21 protein-coding genes and 1 pseudogene are annotated in these 20,363 nt (G+C 73.3%); 13 read left to right on the top strand and 9 right to left on the bottom strand.

The window, feature by feature from the left end; translation table 11 throughout:
* Window positions 1-175: 175 nt before the first annotated feature.
* Entirely contained in the window at window positions 176-1,102 is a 927-nt protein-coding gene (locus tag OG393_RS26735) for a pseudouridine synthase (RefSeq protein WP_327377252.1), read from the top strand.
* Here the strand turns inward: OG393_RS26735 and OG393_RS26730 are convergent.
* Window positions 1,086-1,715, bottom strand: a complete 630-nt coding sequence (locus OG393_RS26730) for an MBL fold metallo-hydrolase (RefSeq protein ID WP_327377251.1) — start codon at window positions 1,713-1,715, stop codon at window positions 1,086-1,088. The genes OG393_RS26735 and OG393_RS26730 overlap by 17 nt on opposite strands.
* On the bottom strand, window positions 1,715-2,800 hold the full coding sequence (locus tag OG393_RS26725; protein ID WP_327377250.1) for an S-(hydroxymethyl)mycothiol dehydrogenase: 1,086 nt from the start codon (window positions 2,798-2,800) through the stop codon (window positions 1,715-1,717). The genes OG393_RS26730 and OG393_RS26725 overlap by 1 nt, the downstream gene beginning before the upstream one ends.
* A gap of 207 nt (window positions 2,801-3,007) precedes the next feature.
* Between OG393_RS26725 and OG393_RS26720 the strand changes: the two genes are divergently transcribed.
* Complete coding sequence (locus tag OG393_RS26720) at window positions 3,008-3,433, top strand: ASCH domain-containing protein (protein ID WP_327377249.1); 426 nt, start codon at window positions 3,008-3,010, stop codon at window positions 3,431-3,433.
* 66 nt (window positions 3,434-3,499) lie between these two features.
* Here the strand turns inward: OG393_RS26720 and OG393_RS26715 are convergent, their stop codons facing one another.
* Complete coding sequence (locus OG393_RS26715; RefSeq protein WP_327377248.1) at window positions 3,500-5,155, bottom strand: FAD-binding dehydrogenase; 1,656 nt, start codon at window positions 5,153-5,155, stop codon at window positions 3,500-3,502.
* 75 nt (window positions 5,156-5,230) lie between these two features.
* On the opposite strand from OG393_RS26715, the pseudogene OG393_RS26710 reads away from it, so the two are divergent.
* The 4 genes and pseudogenes from OG393_RS26710 to OG393_RS26695 all read left to right on the top strand — a co-directional run.
* Window positions 5,231-5,344, top strand: a pseudogene (locus tag OG393_RS26710) (3-alpha-hydroxysteroid dehydrogenase); the annotation flags it as partial.
* A 39-nt stretch (window positions 5,345-5,383) separates the two neighbouring features.
* Window positions 5,384-5,917 carry an NUDIX domain-containing protein gene (locus OG393_RS26705; RefSeq protein WP_327377247.1) on the top strand — a complete coding sequence of 178 codons (534 nt, stop codon included), beginning with the start codon at window positions 5,384-5,386 and terminating at the stop codon, window positions 5,915-5,917.
* Window positions 5,918-5,926: 9 nt separating this feature from the next.
* A complete protein-coding gene (locus OG393_RS26700) occupies window positions 5,927-6,322 on the top strand; it encodes a YidH family protein (protein ID WP_327377246.1) in 396 nt (131 codons plus the stop codon).
* Window positions 6,319-6,630, top strand: coding sequence for a DUF202 domain-containing protein (locus OG393_RS26695; protein WP_327377245.1), 312 nt, complete (start codon window positions 6,319-6,321; stop codon window positions 6,628-6,630). Before OG393_RS26700 ends, OG393_RS26695 begins: the two co-directional genes overlap by 4 nt.
* Before the next feature lie 87 nt (window positions 6,631-6,717).
* Here OG393_RS26695 and OG393_RS26690 read toward each other — a convergent pair whose 3' ends face one another.
* Window positions 6,718-7,656 carry an NADP-dependent oxidoreductase gene (locus OG393_RS26690; RefSeq protein WP_327377244.1) on the bottom strand — a complete coding sequence of 313 codons (939 nt, stop codon included), beginning with the start codon at window positions 7,654-7,656 and terminating at the stop codon, window positions 6,718-6,720.
* Window positions 7,657-7,850: 194 nt separating this feature from the next.
* Between OG393_RS26690 and OG393_RS26685 the strand changes: the two genes are divergently transcribed.
* From OG393_RS26685 to OG393_RS26670, 4 genes are all read left to right on the top strand, one after another.
* Window positions 7,851-8,147 (top strand): hypothetical protein, encoded by a 297-nt coding sequence (locus OG393_RS26685; RefSeq protein WP_327377243.1) that lies wholly within the window; start codon window positions 7,851-7,853, stop codon window positions 8,145-8,147.
* A gap of 114 nt (window positions 8,148-8,261) precedes the next feature.
* A complete protein-coding gene (locus OG393_RS26680) occupies window positions 8,262-9,173 on the top strand; it encodes an MBL fold metallo-hydrolase (RefSeq protein ID WP_327377242.1) in 912 nt (303 codons plus the stop codon).
* A gap of 174 nt (window positions 9,174-9,347) precedes the next feature.
* A complete protein-coding gene (locus OG393_RS26675) occupies window positions 9,348-10,370 on the top strand; it encodes a phosphotransferase family protein (RefSeq protein ID WP_327377241.1) in 1,023 nt (340 codons plus the stop codon).
* A 6-nt stretch (window positions 10,371-10,376) separates the two neighbouring features.
* Window positions 10,377-11,591: an acyl-CoA dehydrogenase family protein gene (locus tag OG393_RS26670; protein WP_327377240.1), complete on the top strand. Its 1,215-nt coding sequence runs from the start codon at window positions 10,377-10,379 to the stop codon at window positions 11,589-11,591.
* A gap of 126 nt (window positions 11,592-11,717) precedes the next feature.
* Here OG393_RS26670 and OG393_RS26665 read toward each other — a convergent pair whose 3' ends face one another.
* From OG393_RS26665 to OG393_RS26650, 4 genes are all read right to left on the bottom strand, one after another.
* Window positions 11,718-11,867: a hypothetical protein gene (locus tag OG393_RS26665; RefSeq protein ID WP_327377239.1), complete on the bottom strand. Its 150-nt coding sequence runs from the start codon at window positions 11,865-11,867 to the stop codon at window positions 11,718-11,720.
* A 105-nt stretch (window positions 11,868-11,972) separates the two neighbouring features.
* Window positions 11,973-12,566 carry a TetR/AcrR family transcriptional regulator gene (locus OG393_RS26660; RefSeq protein WP_327377238.1) on the bottom strand — a complete coding sequence of 198 codons (594 nt, stop codon included), beginning with the start codon at window positions 12,564-12,566 and terminating at the stop codon, window positions 11,973-11,975.
* A gap of 29 nt (window positions 12,567-12,595) precedes the next feature.
* Window positions 12,596-14,242, bottom strand: coding sequence for a class I adenylate-forming enzyme family protein (locus OG393_RS26655; protein ID WP_327377237.1), 1,647 nt, complete (start codon window positions 14,240-14,242; stop codon window positions 12,596-12,598).
* Window positions 14,239-15,003 (bottom strand): SDR family oxidoreductase, encoded by a 765-nt coding sequence (locus tag OG393_RS26650; protein ID WP_327377236.1) that lies wholly within the window; start codon window positions 15,001-15,003, stop codon window positions 14,239-14,241. Before OG393_RS26650 ends, OG393_RS26655 begins: the two co-directional genes overlap by 4 nt.
* Window positions 15,004-15,231: 228 nt before the next feature.
* Between OG393_RS26650 and OG393_RS26645 the strand changes: the two genes are divergently transcribed.
* The 3 genes from OG393_RS26645 to OG393_RS26635 all read left to right on the top strand — a co-directional run bounded on the left by OG393_RS26645 (window position 15,232) and on the right by OG393_RS26635 (window position 19,106).
* Entirely contained in the window at window positions 15,232-16,485 is a 1,254-nt protein-coding gene (locus OG393_RS26645) for an exo-beta-N-acetylmuramidase NamZ family protein (RefSeq protein ID WP_327377235.1), read from the top strand.
* Between the two features lie 191 nt (window positions 16,486-16,676).
* The gene (locus OG393_RS26640) at window positions 16,677-17,906 is read left to right on the top strand and encodes a serine-threonine protein kinase (RefSeq protein WP_327377234.1); all 1,230 of its coding nucleotides are present in this window, start codon (window positions 16,677-16,679) and stop codon (window positions 17,904-17,906) included.
* 585 nt (window positions 17,907-18,491) lie between these two features.
* A complete protein-coding gene (locus OG393_RS26635; RefSeq protein ID WP_327377233.1) occupies window positions 18,492-19,106 on the top strand; it encodes a hypothetical protein in 615 nt (204 codons plus the stop codon).
* A gap of 734 nt (window positions 19,107-19,840) precedes the next feature.
* Here OG393_RS26635 and soxR read toward each other — a convergent pair.
* Window positions 19,841-20,314, bottom strand: a complete 474-nt coding sequence (gene soxR / locus OG393_RS26630; RefSeq protein WP_327377232.1) for a redox-sensitive transcriptional activator SoxR — start codon at window positions 20,312-20,314, stop codon at window positions 19,841-19,843.
* Window positions 20,315-20,363: the final 49 nt, after the last annotated feature.

Here is a 20,363-nt window from a genome sequence, read left to right as displayed (position 1 = left end):
AATGCCCGCACCAGGCCATGGTGTTCCCCGGCGAGTGGTGGCCGGAACCAGGAGCCGACGGTTCTGAAACCAACCAGGACCGCAGAATCACGAAACCCCAGTTCACAGTCAAGATCTAGAGTCTCGATCGAACCCGGAACGGTTCAGCGTCGCGGTGGCTCGATACCGTGGACCGGTGAGACGGAGAACGAGGACCCCTGCCGCGCCGCTGCCCCAGCGGGAGGGCGTCGACCCGGCACGGGTGCGGCTGCCCGAGGACCCGGAAGGGGTCTGGGCGACGGTCGGGGACCATCTCCGGGCGCGGTTCGGGGGCGCGATCGGGGCCGGGCGGGTCGACGAGATGCTCCGGGACGGCCGCTTCGTCGGGGTCCGGGGGCCGGTGTCCGGCCAGGAGCCGTACGACTCCGGACGGTACCTCTGGTTCCACCGGGACTTCCCCGCCGAGGAGCGGGTGCCCTTCGGCATCGGGGTGGTGCACCGCGACGAACGGCTCGTGGTCGTCGACAAACCGCACTTCCTCGCGACGATGCCGCGCGGCCGGCATGTGACGGAGACGGCGATGGCCCGGCTGCGGCGCGAGCTGGGACTGCCGGAGCTCCAGCCGGCGCACCGGCTCGACCGGCTGACAGCCGGCCTGGTGCTCTTCGTCGTGCGGACCGAGGACCGGGGCGCGTACCAGACCCTGTTCCGGGACCGGCTGGTCGCCAAGGAGTACGAGGCGGTGGCCCCGCACGATCCGGGGCTCGCGTTCCCGGTGACGGTGCGGAGCCGGATCGTGAAGGAGCGGGGCGCGCCGGCGGCCCGGGAGGAGCCGGGCGAGCCCAACAGCGAGAGTCGGATCGAGCGGGTCGGGCACCGGGGCGGCCTGGCCCGGTACCGGTTGGCGCCGGTCACCGGGCGCACCCATCAGCTGCGGGTGCACATGAACTCCCTGGGGCTGCCGATCCTGCACGATCCGCTCTATCCCGACGTGTGCCCGGACGGGCCGGAGGACTTCACCCGTCCGCTGCAACTGCTGGCGCGGACGCTGGAGTTCACCGACCCGGTGACGGGCGTGCCGAGGCGGTTCGAGAGTCGGCTGCGACTCAGTGGCCTCGGCTGATCCATGCGTCGAGCGCGGGTGCCTCGGCGCCGATGGTGGTCGAATCGCCGTGGCCGGTGCGCACGACGGTCTCGGGCGGGAGGGTGAGCAGGCGGGTGCGGATCGACTCGATGATGGTCGGGAAGTGGGAGAAGGAGCGCCCCGTCGCACCGGGACCGCCGTGGAAGAGGGTATCGCCGGTGAAGACGGTGCCCAGGTCGGGGGCGTGAAGGCAGACCGCGCCGGGGGCGTGTCCGGGAGTGTGCAGGACCTGGAGGTCGGTCCCGGCGATGGTGAGGACCTGGCCGTCGGCGAGGTCGCCGTCGGGGGTGTGGTCGGGGTGGGTCTGCTTCCAGAGCGGCTGGTCGTCGGGGTGTAGCAGGATTCGGGCGCCGGTGGCGGCGGCGAGCGCCGGGGCCGCGTCGATGTGGTCGTTGTGGGCGTGGGTGCAGACGATGGCCCGCAGGGTGCGGCCGTCGAGGGCGGCGAGGATCGCGGGGGCGTCGTGGGCGGCGTCGATGACGATCGCCTCCGTGTCGTCGCCCACGATCCAGACGTTGTTGTCGACGTCCCAGGTGCCGCCGTCGAGCGAGAAGGTTCCGGAGGTGACCAGGTGGTCGACTCGGGTCGCCATCAGAGGATCACCACCGAGCGCAGGACGTCGCCCTCGTGCATCCGGGCGAAGGCATTCTCGACGTCGCCGAGGCCGATGGTCTCGGTGACGAACGCGCCGAGGTCGATGCGGCCCTGCTGGTGCAGGTCGATGAGCATCGGGAAGTCGCGGGAGGGCAGGCAGTCGCCGTACCAGGAGGACTTGAGGGCTCCGCCGCGGCCGAAGACGTCGAGGAGCGGGAGTTCGAGTCTCATCTCGGGGGTGGGGACGCCGACGAGGACGACGGTGCCGGCCAGGTCGCGGGCGTAGAAGGCCTGCCGGTAGGTCTCCGGGTGGCCGACGGCCTCGATGACGACGTCGGCGCCGAAGCCTCCGGTGAGCTCGCGGATCGCCTCGACGGGGTCGGTGGAGCGGGAGTTGACGGTGTGGGTGGCGCCCATCTCCTTCGCCTTCTCCAGCTTGCGGTCGTCGATGTCGACGGCGATGATCCGGGCAGCTCCGGCGAGGCGGGAGCCGACGACGGCGGCGTCGCCGACACCGCCGCAGCCGATGACGGCGACCGTGTCGCCGCGGCCGACGTCGCCGGTGTTGATCGCGGCACCGATGCCGGCCATGACCCCGCAGCCGAGGAGTCCGGCGATCTCGGGGGCGACGGCCGGGTCGACCTTGGTGCACTGGCCTGCGGCGACCAGCGTCTTCTCGGCGAAGGCTCCGATGCCGAGGGCCGGGGAGAGTGCCGTGCCGTCGAGCAGGGTCATCCGCTGCGTGGCGTTGCGGGTGGCGAAGCAGTACCAGGGACGACCGCGGGTGCAGGCCCGGCAGGTGCCGCACACGGCACGCCAGTTGAGGATCACGAAGTCTCCGGGGGTCACGTCGGTGACCCCGTCGCCGACTGACTCCACGACCCCGGCCGCCTCGTGACCGAGCAGGAAGGGGAACTCGTCGTTGATGCCGCCCTGCTTGTAGTGGAGATCGGTGTGGCAGACCCCGCATGCCTGGATCCGCACCACCGCCTCGCCGGGGCCCGGATCGGGGACAAGGATCGTCTCCACCCGTACGGGCTTGTCCCTGCCGGGGGCGACGACTCCCTGGACCTGCTGCGCCATCGTGCACTTCCCTTCCTTGGTAAGGCTCTTGGCTACCACTATCTCCTGACGGAGGGCGAGACCCCCGCAGGTCGCGTCCGCGGGGGTCTCCTCGTCCGCGGAGGTGCGGGGAGGTCGTACCGGGTGGGCTCCGTCCTCCCCGGTGACGACGGGCGGGACCGGGGCGCGGGGGGCGACGGGGATGGTCGTGGCTGACAGACTGCCGGCATGACCGGTCCTCACGCACTCAAGCCCTGTCTCCTCGCCTTCCCCGGCCCGCTGCGGGACCGCCTGGTCGCCGCGGTGCTCTCCGGCGAGAAGGTCTCCACCACCGGGCTTTTCGCCGAATGGGCGGTGGAGAAGGAGGAGTTGCCGGAGGTGGGCGAGCGTTCGGCCCTGATCGACTCCGACGGGCGCGAGGTGGCGGTCCTGGAAGTGACGGAGGTTCGGGTACTGCCCCTGGGCGAGGTCGGCCTCCGGCACGCCGTCGACGAGGGCGAGGGACACACCACCGTCGCCGCGTGGCGGGCCGACCACGAGCGCTTCTGGCACTCGGAGGAGATGCGGGAGGCGCTGGGGGACCCCGGGTTCACCGTCGACGACACCACGCTGGTGGTGGCGGAACGCTTCCGGGTGGCGGAACGCCTCGCCTGAGCTGAGAGCCCGTCGGGCGGAGGCCGCCCCACGGTCCCGTCGGCCGTCGCGCGCGGGCGGCGGCCGTCAGCCGACCGCCTTCGCCGCCGCCCGGCCCGCGGCCCGGCCCGAGAAGACGCAGCCGCCGAGGAAGGTGCCTTCCAGGGAGCGGTACCCGTGGACGCCCCCGCCGCCGAATCCGGCCGCCTCGCCGGCCGCGTACACGCCGGCGAGCGGTTCGCCGCCCTCGGTGAGCACCCGCGAGGAGAGGTCCGTCTCCAGACCGCCCAGTGACTTGCGGGTGAGGATGTTCAGCCGTACGGCGATCAGCGGACCCGCCCCGGGGTCGAGGATCCGGTGCGGCGCGGCCGTACGGATCAGCCGGTCGCCCAGGTAGGCGCGAGCTCCCCGGATCGCCGTGACCTGGAGGTCCTTGCTGAAGGGGTTGGCGATCTCCCGGTCGCGTGCGGTGATCTCGCGCCGCAGTTCCGCCTCGTCCAGGAGGGGCTCGCCGGTCAGCGCGTTCATGCCCCGGACCAGGGCTCCGAGGTCGCGTTCCACCACGAAGTCCACACCGTGGTCCATGAAGGCCCGGACCGGCCCGGGGACGTCGGCCCGCGCGCGTCCGATGACGCCGCGGACCGACTTGCCGGTCAGGTCGGGGTTCTGCTCCGAGCCCGAGAGCGCGAACTCCTTGCCGATGATCCGCTGGTCGAGCACGAACCAGGTGTGGTCGTAGCCGGTGCGCATGATGTGTTCGAGGGTGCCGAGGGTGTCGAATCCGGGGAACAGCGGGACGGGCAACCGCCGGCCGCGGGCGTCGAACCAGAGGGAGGAGGGGCCGGGCAGGATACGGATGCCATGCCGGGCCCAGATCGGGTTCCAGTTCTCGATGCCCTCGGTGTAGTGCCACATCCGGTCGCGGTTGATGTGGCGCGCCCCGGCCTTCTCGGTGATCCCCAGCATCAGTCCGTCGACGTGTGCGGGCACTCCGGACAGCATTCTCGCGGGCGGGGTGCCGAGCCGCTCGGGCCACTGCTCTCGCACCAGGTCGTGGTTGCCTCCGATGCCGCCGGAGGTGACGATCACGGCCTGAGCGCGGTACGCGAAGGAGCCGGTGGCCTCCCTGCCGCTCGCGGTGCCGCGCTCGGCGTCCGACGGCTCCAGGAGCTCGCCGCTGACGGTGTCCACGGCTCCGGCTGTCCCACCGAGGGCGGTGACGCGGTGCCGGAAGCGGAGCCGGACCCGCCCGGCGGCGACGCCCTCGCGGACCCGGCGCTCGAAGGGGGCGACCAGTCCGGGCCCGGTCCCCCAGGTGATGTGGAAGCGCGGGACCGAGTTGCCGTGCCCGTTCGCGTCGTAGCCGCCGCGCTCGGCCCAGCCGACCACCGGGAAGAAGCGCACGCCACGGGAGTGCAGCCAGGCCCGCTTCTCGCCCGCGGCGAAGTCGACGTACGCCTCGGCCCATTTCCGCGGCCAGTGGTCCTCCGGCCGGTCGAATCCCGCTGAGCCGAACCAGTCCTGGAGCGCGAGCTCGTGGCTGTCCTTGATCCTCATCCGGCGCTGTTCCGGCGAGTCGACCAGGAAGAGGCCACCGAAGGACCAGTGGGCCTGCCCTCCCAGGGACTGCTCGGGCTCCTGGTCGAGCAGGATGACGCTCCGCCCGGCGTCGACCAGTTCGGCGGTGGCGACGAGCCCGGCGAGCCCGGCTCCGATCACGATCACGTCAGCGTCGTACGTCATGGACCGAATCTTGGATACACCGGTGTATCCAGTCAACCGTCCGGACCGGACCCGGCCGCTCCCGTTTTGATGCCAGGCGCGGTCGTGTTCCCGCCGTCGGACGCGGCCTCGTACGTGACGGGCGCGGAACCGGTGGTCGACGGCGGCTGGACGGCCGGACCGACGGTGGAGTACGTCCTGGACGGGTGAACGGGCCGGTGCGCGGCTCCGGCCTGCTTGGATGGCCGGATGAACGCCTCCGCTGACGAAATCCTCGACGTCGTCGACGAGTACGACCGGGTCACCGGACAAGCCCCGCGCGGTGAGGTGTACGCGCGGGGTCTGATCCATCGCTGTGTCTTCGTCCTGGCGCGGGACGCCGAGGGCCGCGTCTTCGTGCACCGCCGCACGCCGTCCAAACTCGTCTACCCGTCCCTGAACGACATGTTCGTCGGCGGGGTGGTCGGTGCCGGCGAGTCGTACGACGAGGCGGCCCTGCGCGAGGCCGAGGAGGAACTGGGGGTGCGCGGGCTCCCACGCCCGGAACCGCTGTTCCGGTTCCTCTACGACTCCGGGGGCGTCGCGGGGAAGTGGTGGTCGGCGGTCTACCGGGTGCGCTGCGTCCTGCCGGTGCAACCACAGGTGGAGGAGGTCGCCTGGCACGCCTTCCTGCCGGAGGAGGAGCTGGCACGGCGGCTCGGCTCGTGGCAGTGGGTGCCGGACGGACTGGCCGCGTACGAGCGGCTGCTCGCGCGCCGGGCGGCCGGACAACCGGGCCTATAAGGTGCCCGCGTGAGCGACTTCGTGCAAAGCCTGCGGCTGTGGTTCGCGCCGCAGCGGATCCGGGGCGAGGGCAAGACCCCCGACTACCGCTTCTCCCTCGCCAACGAACGCACTTTCCTCGCCTGGATCCGGACCGCTCTGGCGCTGGTGGGCGGCGGCTTCGCGGTCGACCAGTTCCTGCCGGACCTGCGCTGGGGGGTGCGGGTGGGGCTGGCTCTGGCGCTGCTCGCGGCGGGCGTGCTGTGCGCGCTGCGGGCGGTGAACCACTGGGTGCGGTGCGAGCGGGCGATGCGGCGGGGCGAGGATCTGCCGGTGTCGCGCTTCCCGACGCTGCTGAGCCTCGCCGTCGCCGTGGTGGCCCTGGCGATGGTGGTGGTCGTCGTCTTCGGCTGGGCGGGCAGGTGACGCGGGTCCACCGTGACCCGGGACTCCAGCCGGAGCGGACCCGGCTGGCCTGGCGGCGCACGACGCTGACCTGCACGGTCGTGGCCGTGCTGGCCGCGAAGGCGGCGATCCACGACGAGATCACGGCCGTCGGGGTCGCGGGGGCGGCCGGGGCGGCGCTGGTCTGGGTGGGGTTCCTCGCGGTCGCCCAGCGACGCATCCGGGACCTGGACGCGGCGGAGCCCCGGGCGCTCTCGCGCCGGGGCGCCCTGCTGGCGACGGCGTGCACGGTGGCGTTGGCGGGGTTCGCCGTGGCGGTAGTGCTGTAATCCCCCCGCGGCTCGCCGCGAACGTCCGGGCCGACGGTGCGGCGTCGGGGCGGACGTTCACGGACCGCCCGGTACGGGGACGGGGTCTCAGTCCGGCCAGGCCACGGTGACGACGACCTTTCCGTTGAGCCCGCCCTCCATGTTGGCCCGCTGGGCTTCGGCCGCCTCCTCCAGCGGGAAGGAACGCGCCACCCGGACCGTCAGGACCCCCTCGTCGACCAGTGCGGCGAGGGCGGCGAGGTCCGCGGAGTCGGGGCGGACCCAGAAGTACCGCCCTCCCAGAGCGATCACCTCCCCGTCGGCGATCGAGGCGAGGCGGCCCTCGGGGGCCAGGACGTCCGGAGTCAGCCGGAGGAACGGGCCGCCGATGGTGTCGAGGGCGGCGTCCACACCGTCCGGGGCGAGCGTGCGGACCTGCTCGGCGAAGGTCCGCTCGTCGTACAGCACGGCCTCGGCGCCGAGTTCCCGGACACGCTCCTGGCCCGCCTCGCGGGCGGCGCCGAGGACCCGGCAGCCCAGGTGGCGGGCGATCTGGACGGCCATCGAGCCGACCCCGCCGGCTGCCGCGTGGACCAGGACGGTCTCACCGGAGCGCACCGCGAGCGCCTGGTGGAGGGCCTGGTAGGCGGTGAGTCCGACGAGCGGCAGCGCCGCCGCCTCCTCGAAGCCGACGGTGCGGGGCTTGCGGGCGAGGGTGCGGACCGGGGCCGCGACGTACTCCGCGAAGGTGCCCCGGGCGAGGAAGTCCTCCCTGACGTAGCCCATGACCTCGTCTCCGACGGCGAACTCGGTGACGGAGACGCCTGGTTGGACGACCACACCGGAGACGTCCCAGCCGGGGACGACGGGAAAGATCGCGTCCATCATGCCGTCCAGGTAGCCGGCCTGGGCCTTCCAGTCGACGGGGTTCACGGCCGCCGCCCGCACCTTGACGAGCACCGCGTCGGGACCGACCTTCGGGTCGGGCCGCTCGCCGTACTCCAGCACCTCGGGTCCGCCGTACCGGCTGTAGCTGATCGCCTTCATGATTCGAACGATCGATCCGGCGTGCGCGGCCCGCAAGCGGGGGTCCCCCGGGAGAGCGTCGGCGGCCGTGACAGGGGCCCGGGGGACGGCCGGGACGGCGACGCGTCCTCCGGGAACGGGACGGGAAGCCACCCCTGAGGGGTAAATCGGACTAATCTATACATGTCATCCCCATCCCTCACCGAGGCGGCTCCATGACCACGCTCCACTCCGAGCACCCCACACACGAGCACACCCACGGGCCCGGCTGCGGGCACCCGGCCATCGACCACGACGGCCACGTCGACTACGCCCACGACGGCCATCTGCACCGCGAGCACGCCGGCCACTGGGACGAGTGCGAGCCGGGCGGACACGTAGCCCACGACGGCCACCCACACGAGCACGGGCCGGAGTGCGGCCACCCGACGGTGCCCCACGGCGACCACCTGGACTACGTCCACGACGGCCACCGGCACGCGGCCCACGACGGGCACTGGGACGACCACTGAGTCCCGGCGCGGCCGGCCTCCGATGCCGCCGGCCGTCCTTCCCCCCAGGGCGCGCGACTGGCAGGCTGCCCCTGTCAGCCGAGCACGCGCCAGTTCCCGTCCGGGGGGATCTCCTTGCCTGCCACCGATCCGTACGTCGTCGCACTGGCCCCGTCCGTGCACGCCTTCGTCCAGCCCGACGGCGGCTGGTGCCTGAACAACGCCGGCTTCGTGGGCGGCGGCGGCGAGACGCTGCTCGTGGACACGGCCGCCACCGAACGACGGGCCAGACTGCTGCGCGAGGCGGTGCTCACCGAGGGGCTGCCACTGCCCCGGACCATCGTGTCCACCCACCACCACGGCGACCACACCTACGGCAACGGCGTGTTCCTCCCGGAGGCGAGGATCGTCGCCCACGAGAACTGCCGGACCGAGCAGCTCGCCGCCGGCCGCCAACTGCACCTGCTGTGGCCGCAGACCGACTTCGGGCACATCGAGGTGTCCCCGCCGTCCCTCACGTACAGCGAGCGCCTGACCCTGCACGCCGGCGGGACCGAGGTCCGGGTGCTGCACCCGGGGCCCGCGCACACCACGGGCGACTCGATCGTGCACCTGCCGGAACACGGGATCGTCTTCACCGGAGACCTGGTCTTCCACGGCGGAACGCCGTTCCTGCCGATGGGTTCGCTCTCCGGATCGCTGCGCGCGCTCGCGCTGCTCCGTTCCCTCGACGCCCCCACAGTGGTGCCGGGCCACGGCCGGGTGACCGACCCGACGGCCTACGACGCGACGGAACGCTACCTGCTCCGGGTCGCCGAACTCGCCCGCGAGGGTCACACCCAGGGGGCGTCCCCGCTGGAGACGGCGCGCCGGGCGGACCTCGGGGAGTTCGCCGCCTGGCGGGAGAGTGAGCGACTGGTCGCGAACCTGCACCGGGCGTACGCGGAGCTGGACGGCCTGCCCGAGGGGTCCCCCCTGGACGCGGCGGCGGTCTTCGGGGACATGGCGGCCATGAACGGGGGCGTCCCGGTGGCCTGCCACGCCTGACGGGCGACGCCCGTACGTCGGTGCGGACCCGTGCGCGGCCGGACCCGACGACAGCGGACCCGCTTCGCCGAGGACCTGACGGCCACCCCCCTGGACGACATACCGACTGGTCGGTCATCATGAAGACCGTCCAGCCGGCCGCGTCCGGCCGCGAAGCATCCGGAGGTACGCACGATGAGCCCAGCCCAGCCGCCAGGTCTCGATCCCGAGCAGCTGCGCGGATTCCTCGACCGCGAGCGGCCCGGACTCGTCGGCGGACCGCTCACCGCCCGCCTGATCGAGGGGGGCCGGTCCAACCTCACGTACGTCGTCACCGACGGCTCCGGCGAATGGGTGGTACGCAGGCCCCCGCTCGGCCACGTCCTGGCGACCGCGCACGACATGAAGCGCGAGCACCGCGTGATCAGCGCGCTCCACCCCACGGCGGTCCCGGTTCCCGAGCCGGTGCTGCTCTGCGAGGACGACGGGGTGCTCGGCGCGCCCTTCTACGTCATGGAGTTCGTCACCGGCACCCCCTACCGCTCGGCCGAGCAGCTCGCTCCCCTCGGCCCGGAACGTACCCGCGGCGCCGTCCTCGGACTGGTCGACACCCTCGTCGACCTGCACGCCGTGGACCCGGCGGAGGCGGGCCTCGCCGACTTCGGGCGTCCCGAGGGCTTCCTCGACCGGCAGCTCCGCCGCTGGGGCAAGCAACTGGACGCCTCCCGCAACCGGGAACTGGCCGGTGTCGACGAGCTGCACGCCGCACTCGGCCGGGCCCTCCCCGTCTCCCCCACCGCCACCGTCGTGCACGGCGACTACCGCCTGGACAACGTGCTGATCGGCGAGGACGACCGCATCAAGGCGGTCCTGGACTGGGAGATGTCGACCCTGGGCGACCCGCTGACGGACCTCGGGCTGCTGGTGATGTACAGCGCGAAGCTGGACCTGCCCCACTCCCCCGTCAGCACCACCGCGTCCGCGGCCGGTCACCCCGATCCCGCCGAGCTCATCGAGCGCTACGCCGCCCGCTCGGGCCGCGACACCTCCGCTCTGTCCTGGTACACGGCCTTCGCCTGGTTCAAGCTCGCGGTGATCCTCGAGGGCATCCACTACCGGTACACCCTCGGGCAGACCGTCGGCGCCGGCTTCGACCGCATCGGCGCGCTCGTCCCCGTCTTCATCGAGCACGGCCTCACCACCCTCCAGGAAGGCTGAACCGTCATGGACTTCGCATTCGACGCCCGCACCGAGGAACTGCGTGCGAGGCTGCTCGCCTTCATGGACGAGTACGTCTACCCGGCCGAGCCGGTGGCGCACGAGCAGCGCGCGCGGCTCGCCTCCCCCTGGGACACCCCGCGGATCGTGGAGGACCTCAAGGCCGAGGCCAGGCGCCAGGGCCTGTGGAACCTCTTCCTGCCCGACGCGGAGCACGGCGCGGGCCTGACCAACCTCCAGTACGCGCCGCTCGCCGAGATCACCGGCCGCAGTCCGCAACTGGCGCCGACGGCCCTGAACTGCGCCGCCCCGGACACCGGCAACATGGAGGTGCTGGCCCAGTTCGGCGACGAGGCGCAGCGGAAGCAGTGGCTGGAGCCGCTGCTGGCCGGAGAAATCCGCTCGGCCTTCGCGATGACCGAGCCCGAGGTGGCCTCGTCCGACGCGACGAACATCGAGACCCGGATCGATCGCGACGGCGACGACTACGTCGTCAACGGCCGCAAGTGGTACATCTCCGGGGCGATGAACCCGAACTGCCGGATCTTCATCGTGATGGGCAAGACCGACCCGGAGGGGACGGACGTACGGCGCCAGCAGTCGATGATCCTGGTGCCGCGCGACACGCCCGGTGTCGAGGTGCGGCGCGCGATGCGGGTGTACGGCTTCGAGGACCACGACCACGGCGGCCACGCCGAGGTCGTCTTCCACGACGTGCGCGTCCCGGCCACGCACCTGATCGGCGAGGAGGGCGGCGGCTTCGCCATCGCGCAGGCGCGGCTCGGACCGGGCCGCATCCACCACTGCATGAGGCTGATCGGCATGGCCGAGCGCGCCATCGAGCTGATGTGCCGCCGCTCCGTTTCCCGTACGGCCTTCGGCAGGCCGATCGCGCAGCAGGGCGTCGTGCGGAACTGGATCGCGGACGCCCGGGTGACCGTCGAGCAGCTGCGGCTCCTGGTCCTCAAGACGGCCTGGCTGATGGACACGGTCGGCAACCGCGGCGCGCACACCGAGATCCAGGCGATCAAGATCGCGACTCCGCGGGCGGTGGTCGACATCATCGACAAGGCGGTGCAGGTGCACGGCGCCGGCGGTGTGTCGCAGGACTTCCCGCTGGCCGAACTCTGGTCCGCGGCACGGACGCTGCGGCTGGCCGACGGACCCGACGAGGTGCACCAGCGGTCGCTCGCCCGCCGGGAGCTCAAGCGGTACCTGTGACCCGGGTCCGCCCGTGCCCCGGGCCGACCGGTTCCGCCGCCGGGGCGACCGGGGCGGCGGGCGGACCGGCACCGGGGCGCGGGCATGCCGTCACGGGGGTCTTCGGCGGCGGGTCCGCGGTGTGCGTCACAGGCTGACGAACGGCCGCTGATCGGCCAGGGCCGGTTCCCGGACGAAGGCGGTGAACCGGAGGGCGCCGCGGGCGAGCAGGCGGGTGAGCGGGGCGCGGGAGGGTCCGGACGCCGCGCTCCACAGCCGCGGTACGCGGTTGCTCATGCCTCCAGCGTGGACCCGTGCGATCGTCCGGTACAGCGGGGAGCCACGGCGGTCCGGGGCGGCCGGCCTCGGGTGGTGCGACGCCGACGCGGCCGGCCGGCGCCGTCAGGGCCGCAGGGCCCGCAGCAGCAGGTCGGCGAGCTGGTCGGCGACCTCCTGCGGGGTGAGCGGGCCGTCCGGCCGATACCAGGTCGACAGGTGGTGCACGGAACCGAAGTGGTAGTCGACCACCAGGTCCGCGGGGGTCACGGAGGAGAACACGCCGGCCTGCTGGCCCTCCTCGATCAGCGCCCGGAACCGCTCGTGGTAGCGGCGCCGCTCGGACCGCACCTGCTTGTTCTTCTCCGGACTGAGGTGGTGCATCGAACGGAAGAAGATCGCGGCGTCGTCGAGGTTCTCGATGGTGGTGACGACGACGTCGGCGGCGGCGGCACGCAGCCGTCTTTCGACCGGGGCGTCGGCGTCCGCGAAGGCGTCGAGGCGTTCCTGCTGGAGCCGCAGCACCCGGGAGTAGACCTCCTGGAGAAGGTCCTCCTTGGAGCCGAAGTAGTGGTAGAGCGCACCCTTGGTGACCCCGGCCGCCTCCACGATCTCCTGGACGGAGGTGCGGTCGTAGCCCTGCTCGGCGAAGAGCCGGGTGGCGGCGGCCAGCAGCCTCTGGGGGACGGGGGTGCCGCTCCCGTCCGTGGTCCTGGCCATGCGCCGCCGCCTCTCACTGATGCTCGTCTTCACCGGGGGGAACGCAGTTCCCGTCTGAGGATCTTCCCACTTGTCGTCTTGGGCAGCTCCGCCAGGACCTCGACGTCACGCGGATACTTGTACGCGGCGAGCCGCCGCGCGCAGTGGGCGGACAGCTCCCCGGGCCGCACCTCGGCGCCCGGACGCAGGCTGACGAACGCCTTGACCGTCTCACCCCGGTAGGGGTCGGGCACGCCGACGACCGCGGCCTCGCGGACCGCCGGGTGGGTGTACAGCACGTCCTCGACCTCGCGCGGCCAGACCTTGAAGCCGGAGGCGTTGATCATGTCCTTCTTGCGGTCGACGACGTACAGCCAGCCCTCCGCGTCCATGAAGCCGATGTCGCCGGTGCGCAGTTCCCCGTCCGGGAAGGCGGCGGCGGTGGCGTCGGGCAGTCCCCAGTAGCCCGGGACGACCTGAGGGCCGCGGACCGCGATCTCGCCGTGCTCGCCGAAGGGCACCTCCGCGCCGCTCTCGTCGAGGACCCGGACGAGGGTGTCGGGCCCGGGGACGCCGACCGACAGCGTGCCCGAGACCGGGTCGACCGGTGCCTCCTTCTCCGGCGGTACGGCGGCGCAGGGAGCGGTGCACTCGGTGAGGCCGTAGCCGTTGTGGAGGTAGGGGCCGAAGCCGGCGCGGAAGCGCTCCACCAGGGCGGGCGGCACCGGGGCGCCGCCCGAGGAGATCACCAGGAACGAGGAGAAGTGCTCGGAGGTGGCCCCGGGGTGGGCGCCGAGCGCCATGAAGGCCGTGGAGGGGCCGACGGTGTAGGCGGGACGGTGCTCCAGGAAGGCGTCCAGGACGACACCGGGGTGGAAGCGGTAGGCGAGGATCAGGGTGCCGGCGTTGGCGAGGCAGGCGCCGAGCTCGCAGACGAGGCCGGTGATGTGGAAGAGCGGGGCCAGCGCGAAGTATCCGGCGCCCTCGGGAACGGGGTGGCCGGTGCGCTGGCGTTCGGCGTTGTGGATGATGCCGCGGTGGAGGTTGAGGGCCCCCTTGGGGGTGCCGCTGGTGCCCGAGGTGTAGCTGATCAGGGCCACGTCCTCGGTGCCGGGGTCGCGGTCCGCGGGTGCGGGGTGACCGGCCCGGGCTACCTCGGTCAGGTCGTCGACCTCGGTGGGGACACGCGTGAAGGCGAGGACGCGGGGGTCGTCGCGGGTCTGCAGGTCGCGTTCGCAGGCGGTGAGGACGACACGGACCGAGCACGCGACCGCGGTGTCCCGCAGGTGCTCGGCCCAGGCGCGGTCGGAGCAGATCAGCGCGGTGGCGGCGGAGTCCCGCAGGGCGTGCGTGACCTCTCCGGACTTGTACATCGGGTTGAGCGGGACGACGGTGGCGCCCGCCTTCCAGGCGCCGAGCAGCGCGAGGACGAAGTGCGGGCTGTTCTGGAGCATGATCGCGACCCGGTCGCCGCGGGCCACGCCGCGGGCGGCGAGGTGGCCGGCGACGGAGTCGGACAGCGCGTCGGTGTCGCGGTAGGTCAGGCGGCCGTCGAAGTAGACGAGGGCCGGATGCTCGGGGCTGCGGGTGACGGCGGCGCGGAAGGCGTGCAGCACGGTGGGCGGCGGGGTGACGGGGGCGCGCTGGGCGTCGCTGAGCTGTGCCAGCCAGGGCATGGCCGCGTAGATCGAGGTCATGCGCCGGCCCCCTCCCACTTCTGCTGGAGGTGGTTCATGTTGCCCAGCCAGCGCTCCGGGTCGGTCGCGCGGGCCCGGTAGTAGTCGGCCACCTCGGGGTGGGGCAGGACGAGGAACCGGTCGGACGCGATGGCGTCGACGAGGGCGTCGGCCACGTCCTCGGGCTCGATGGCGGTGGGTGCCAGGACTAGTTCGCCGGCCGACCCGGCGGCGGTGAGCATGTCCGTACGGACGCCCTGTGGGCAGATGGCGTGGACTTTGATCCCGCGGTGGCGGTACGTCAGGGACAGCCATTCGGCGAAGGCGTAGGCGCCGTGCTTGGAGACGCTGTAGGGCGCGGCGCCGACCATGGTGAGCAGACCGGCGGCCGAGACGGTGGAGACGAAACGGCCGCTGCCGCGCTCCAGCCAGTCGGGCAGCAGGGCGCGGGCCGCGCGGACGTGCGCCATGACGTTGACGTCCCAGGCGGCGGCCCAGACGGCCTCGTCGGCGAAGGCGTCACCCGGTGAGGCCAGTCCGGCGTTGGCGCACCACACGTCGACGGAGCCGCCGAGGGCCTCGCGGGCCTCCTCGACGACGGCGGACGCGTCGCCCACGACCGCGGTGGCGCCGGTCTCCTCGGCGACGGCCTTGGTGCGGCCGGGGTCCAGGTCGTTGACGACGACCCGGGCTCCGTCGGCGGCGAAGCGCCGCGCCAGCGCGGCTCCGATTCCGCCGCCCGCGCCTGTGACGACCACTCCAGCGCCCTGCACCGTACCCATCGGGACCCGCCTCTCCGTTGCGACCGTACGGGCAGACTAACCAGTCGGTATGTCGTCAGGGAAGCCCCCGAGGGGAGCGGCCGGGACGGGGTTCGGCTCCGGGTCACGCCGTGCTCGCGGTCCGTCGGGCGGGAGCGGCGGGCGCGTGGCGGGCGCCGCGACGGGGCAGTGTCGCCGGGAGGGGCGCGAGCGCCCGCTCGTCAACGGACGCGACCGAGGAGGACCCGCGTGAGCCTGACCCGACGAGGACTGCTGGTCACGGGCGGCGCCCTGGGGGCCGGTGCGGTGGCCGCACCGGCGGCCGTCGCGCACGATGGCGGGCACCCCGGCGGGCGCCGGGTCCGGACCGGGTTCGAGCGGCTCGCCGCCGACGGCTACGGTCTGCTCACCGGCGAGCGGATCGGCCTGGTCACCAATCCGACCGGGATCACCCCCGACGCCCGGCACATCGTGGACGCCATGCATGCCGACGACCGGGTGAACCTGGTGGCCGTCTTCGGCCCCGAACACGGATTCCGGGGGACGGCGCAGGCGGGCGGCTCAGAGGGGCGCCACGACGACCCGGCGACCGGCCTGCCCGTCTACGACACGTACCTGAAGAGCGGCCGGGCCCTCGCGGAGGTGTTCGCCGCCTCGGGCATCGACACCGTCGTCTTCGACATCCAGGACGTGGGCGCGCGTTTCTACACGTACATCTGGACGCTGTACGACTGCATGGTGGCCGCCGCGCTGGCGGGCAAGGGCCTCGTCGTCCTGGACCGGCCGAACCCGGTGAGCGGCCGGGCGGCGCTCGGGCCCGTCCTGGACCGTGCCTTCGCGAGCTTCGTGGGCCGCGAGCCGATCGCGCAGGCGCACGGGATGACGGTGGCGGAGCTGGCCCGGCTGTTCAACGCGGAGTTCCTGGCGACACCGGTCCCGCTGCGGACCGTGACGATGTCGGGATGGCGGCGGCGGGACTTCTTCGACGCGACCGGTCTTCCGTGGGTACCGCCGAGCCCCAACATGCCGACGCCGGACACCGCGCTCGTGTACGCCGGCACGTGTCTCTTCGAGGGCACCAACCTCTCCGAGGGGCGCGGCACCACCCGTCCGTTCGAACTGCTCGGCGCGGAGGGGGTCGACCGGCGCTGGGCGGAGGCGGCGAACACCCTGGACCTGCCCGGCGTGCGCTTCCGGGAGGCGTACTTCGCTCCGACGTCCTCGAAGTTCCGGGGGAGGACGGTGGGCGGGGTGCAGCTGCACGTCCACGACCGGGCCGCCTTCGACCCGGTACGCACCGGCGTCGGACTGCTGATCAGCGCCAGAGCCTCCTGGAGCGGCTTCGCCTGGCGCCCGGACCAGTGGATCGACAAGCTGACGGGCTCCACGCGGGTGCGGACCCTCGTCGACGCGGGCGCGGACACGGACGAGGTGGCGGGTGCCTGGGCGGCGGACCTGGAAGCCTTCCGGGCCGTGCGCGGGGACCACCTGCTCTACCGCTGAGCCTGCCGGCTCCGAGTCGCGCGGGGCTCCGCCGCCGCGGGGCCCCGCGCTCGCGGTACTCCCCGGCTCCGCGCGGCGCGTCCACGCCGAAAGCCTGGCCGTCCTCCCGTGCGCGCAGGATGCTGTCGCCGGAGGAGCGCCGCGAGCTCCCCGCGACAGCAGTGTCCGCGACACGGAGGGACGGATCGCCGATGGCAGGGATGAGTGTGGAGCCGTACCGGGAGATCACCTTCGACAAGGACGGCGACGGCGCGGCCGGGCAGCGTACGGCGCTGTCGGCGTTCGCCGCCCGGGGCGTCACGGATCTGGTGCTGTTCGCCCACGGGTGGAACAGCGACCGGACGGCGGCGACCCGCCTCTACTCGGCGTTCTTCGCCCCGTTCCCGGGCGTGGTGAGGCCGGGCGTGCGCCTGGGGTACGTGGGTGTGGTCTGGCCGTCGACCATGTTCACCGACGAGCCGATCCCGGACTTCGCGTCGGTGGCGGCGGTGCACCCCGGCAAGGAGGCGGTGGTGGAGCGGCTCTCCGTGCTGCTGCGGGAACAGCCGGAGGACGAGGCCGCCTTCACCGAGTTCGGCGACCTGATCAGGGAGCTGACCGACACGGGCTCGGCCGCCCGGGCCCTCCTGGAGGGCACGCCCCCGCCCGACTTCCTGGTGGGGGACCCGGTGGCGGTCTGCGCGATGTTCGCCGACGCGCTGGAGGAGGCGGCGGGTCCGGGCGGGGTCCCGACACCCCGCGAGGCCCTCGGCGGGAGACTCGGGCGGTACTGGAAAGGGGCGCGGGAGGTGCTGCGTCAGGCCACGTACTACACCATGAAGCGCCGGGCGGGCGCGGTCGGCGAACGGGGACTCGGGCCGCTGCTGGGCGGTCTCGCGCGCTCCTCCCCCGGCCTGCGGGTCCATCTCGTGGGGCACAGCATGGGTGCCCGGCTCGTCGCGTACGCGCTGCGCGGCCTGCCGCCCGGTACCCGCAACGTCCGGTCGGTGACGCTGCTCCAGGGGGCCTTCTCGCACTACGCCTTCTCGGCGAGCCTGCCGCACGAGCCCGGACGGGCCGGGGCGCTGCGTGACATGCAAGGCCGCGTCGACGGGCCGGTGGTGGCCTGCTACTCCCGCCACGACACGGCGCTCGGGGTGATCTACCCGCTGGCCTCCCGGATGGCCCGGGACGCCTCGTCGATCCTGGGCAGCGACCGGCGCTGGTGGGCGATCGGCCACGACGGCGTCCAGGCGGTCCCGGGGACGGCCTCGCTGACCCTGGCGGCGGCGCTGCGGAACGGGATTCCGGCGTCCGGCTGTGTGAGCGTGGACACGGCGGCGGTGGTCAAGGACGGCGGCCCGCCGTCGGGCGCGCACAGCGACATCTGCCACCGGGAGCTGGCACGGGTGGTGGCGTCGGCTGGGCGCTTCGGAGCCTGAGCACCGCCGCACCAGCTCCTCGCTCCGCCGCACGGGGGCGTGCGACGGGACCGGCCGTCCGCCCGGCGGGGCGCGACGGGGCCGGTAGGGGTCTCGTCCGTGCCGGGACGACTCCGATGCGGGCCGGGGCCGGTGCGGGCCACGGGGCCGCGGCGCGGCGTCGGGCCACGGCGGCGAGTTCTCGCCAGACCACACGGGGTCGACGCCACCGAGGTCGGCGTCGGGAAGGTGGACCGGTTCCCGCCGTGGGGCCTCGCCACCGGAGGCCCGCCCGGCACGGCGGAGCCGGCCGTACGGGGCCGGGCCCGCCGCCGCCGACACCGCCTTGAGCTGGGCCTTCGTCAGCTCGTCACGTGTGGCGAGCAGGCTCGGGGCATCCTCGTCGCGGGGCTCCGCGTGTCGGCCGAGCGGCGTCCCCGGGGGCACCGGATTGTCCGAGAGCCTCCGCATCGCGTCGCGCGCCGACCGTTCCCGCCCCGCCGTTCCCGGGCCTCGTCCGCATTTCGATGGAACAGGACGGGGCACTCGTTCGTCCATTCCATAACGTCCTTGACGCCGAAGTACGAGCGACGGAGGTGGGGAACGATGGCCGGTTTCCGGAGTCTTGCGAGACAGGTGCGTGATCCGGGGTGCGACACGGCGCTGCGGCGGTACTCGCTGCGCAAGTGCCTGGAGCGGTTCGCCCCGTACGGGCACCGCGCGACCTGGACCCATCTGTGCCGCAGGCACGGGTTCGGGCCCGAGGACCGGGAAGCCGATCCTGGGCGGCTGGTGGCCGCACTGGAGGAGTTGGAGGAGGCGCGGGCTGTATGGCTCGCGTACGAGCGTGAGTTCGCCGAGCGGCGGCGGCGCGAGAAGCACGCGGGGCTGCGCCGGCCGGGCGCGGTCGACGACGTGCACCGACGGACCTGGGGCGGCAACGGGGTGGCGCGGTGCGACGATCCCGCCGTGCATCCCTCGGAGTCGCTGGCCGAGGTATTGCGTCGGCTGATAGCCGCGCTGAAGGCCGAGCCGGGCGAGCACTGTCCGGTGTGCGCGGGGTCCTTCGTCGAGTGGCGCCCCTCGCTGGGCGGCGAACCCTGGTGCGGCCCGGTGTGCGGGACCTGCGGGGTGGTGGTGCCGCGTGCGGTCCTCACGGCGGCCGCGCTGGCGCGGGCCCGGGGCGAGGCACGACCGGCGCTGGCGTCGGCGGCGGCCTGACAGGCGGGGTCCGGCACCCGGAAACCCCGCGGATGTGCCTGTGCCCGGCCTCGGGACGGTACCCCCGCGGCCTCGACGACCCCGGGCGCGTGCCGGTACCGCCGGGCGGAGGGCCGACGCGACGATGAGAGGTGCCCGGCCCGGGCGGCTTCGACCGCCTTCGTCCCGGACCCCGGGGTCCCGACTCCCGGCTCTCGCCCCCGTCTGCCGGCCGCGACACGCCGCGCACGGCGTCGGCGGGCCCCGGGAACGCGAACGGCCCCGCTGCTCCGGAGCCCCGGACCGCCCGGCACCACTCGTTGCGGCCGGTTTCGCCCCGTGCGGCTCGACGCGTCGGACACGGAGAGCGACGCCACCGGCCACAAAATCATTGGCACAGCGCCGTGCGCGTACCGCAGTGTGTCCGGTGACGGCCACGAGGCCCTGGAGCGACCGGAGTTCACACCATGCCGACGCCACGCGTCACGGCCGGAGCCCCGGTCTCCCGTGCGGGAGACCGGGGCCCGGCGTGCCGGGGGCGGGTGTGCCGGGGGCGCGGGGATGCCTCGTGTTCCGTTCACCGACGGGGCGGCGCCGGGGAGTCCGCCGGTTCCGCCGGAGGCGGGACGGCGGGCGGCCCGGCCCGCCCGGGAGGCAAGGGCGACGCCGTGTAGGCGAGGCGCCGCTCTCCGAGAACGGCAGGGGTCCGACCACGGGGGTGCCGGACCCCTGCCGCACGTTCCGGGCGGGACGCCTCAGTCCTCCGTCGCGCGAGGGCGTTCCGGCATCAGCCGCGAGCCCGTCAGCCGCTCGCCGAAGACGTCGTCCGGGTTGGACAGCACGCAGTTCTCCAGCGACAGGCAGCCACAGCCGATGCAGTCGGCCAGATGGTCGCGCAGGCGGCCGAGCCGGTCGATCCTCTCGTCCAGTTCGGCCCGCCAGGCCGCCGAGAGCCGGGTCCAGTCGTCCTTGGTCGGGGTGCGCTCCTCGGGAAGTTCGCCGAGCGCGTCACGGATGGTGGCCAGCGGGATGCCGACCCGCTGGGCGGCCCGGATGAAGGCGACGCGACGCAGCGTGTCCCGGCTGTAGCGGCGTTGGTTGCCGCTCGTGCGACGGCTTCCGATCAGGCCCTTGGCCTCGTAGAAATGCAGGGCGGACACGGCGGCGCCGCTACGCGCGGACAGCTGGCCGACGCTGAGCTCGTGGATCTTCTCCGGAATCTGGGGCACTCCTCGGACCCTACTGGCAGGGCTGGTCCGCCCCGTTGACAGCGGACCT

The sequence above is a fragment of the Streptomyces sp. NBC_01216 genome, assembly GCF_035994945.1.
Taxonomy (GTDB): Bacteria; Actinomycetota; Actinomycetes; order Streptomycetales; family Streptomycetaceae; genus Streptomyces.
Note: the sequence above shows the minus strand (reverse complement) of the source record. Positions and strands in the feature narration are given on the sequence as shown.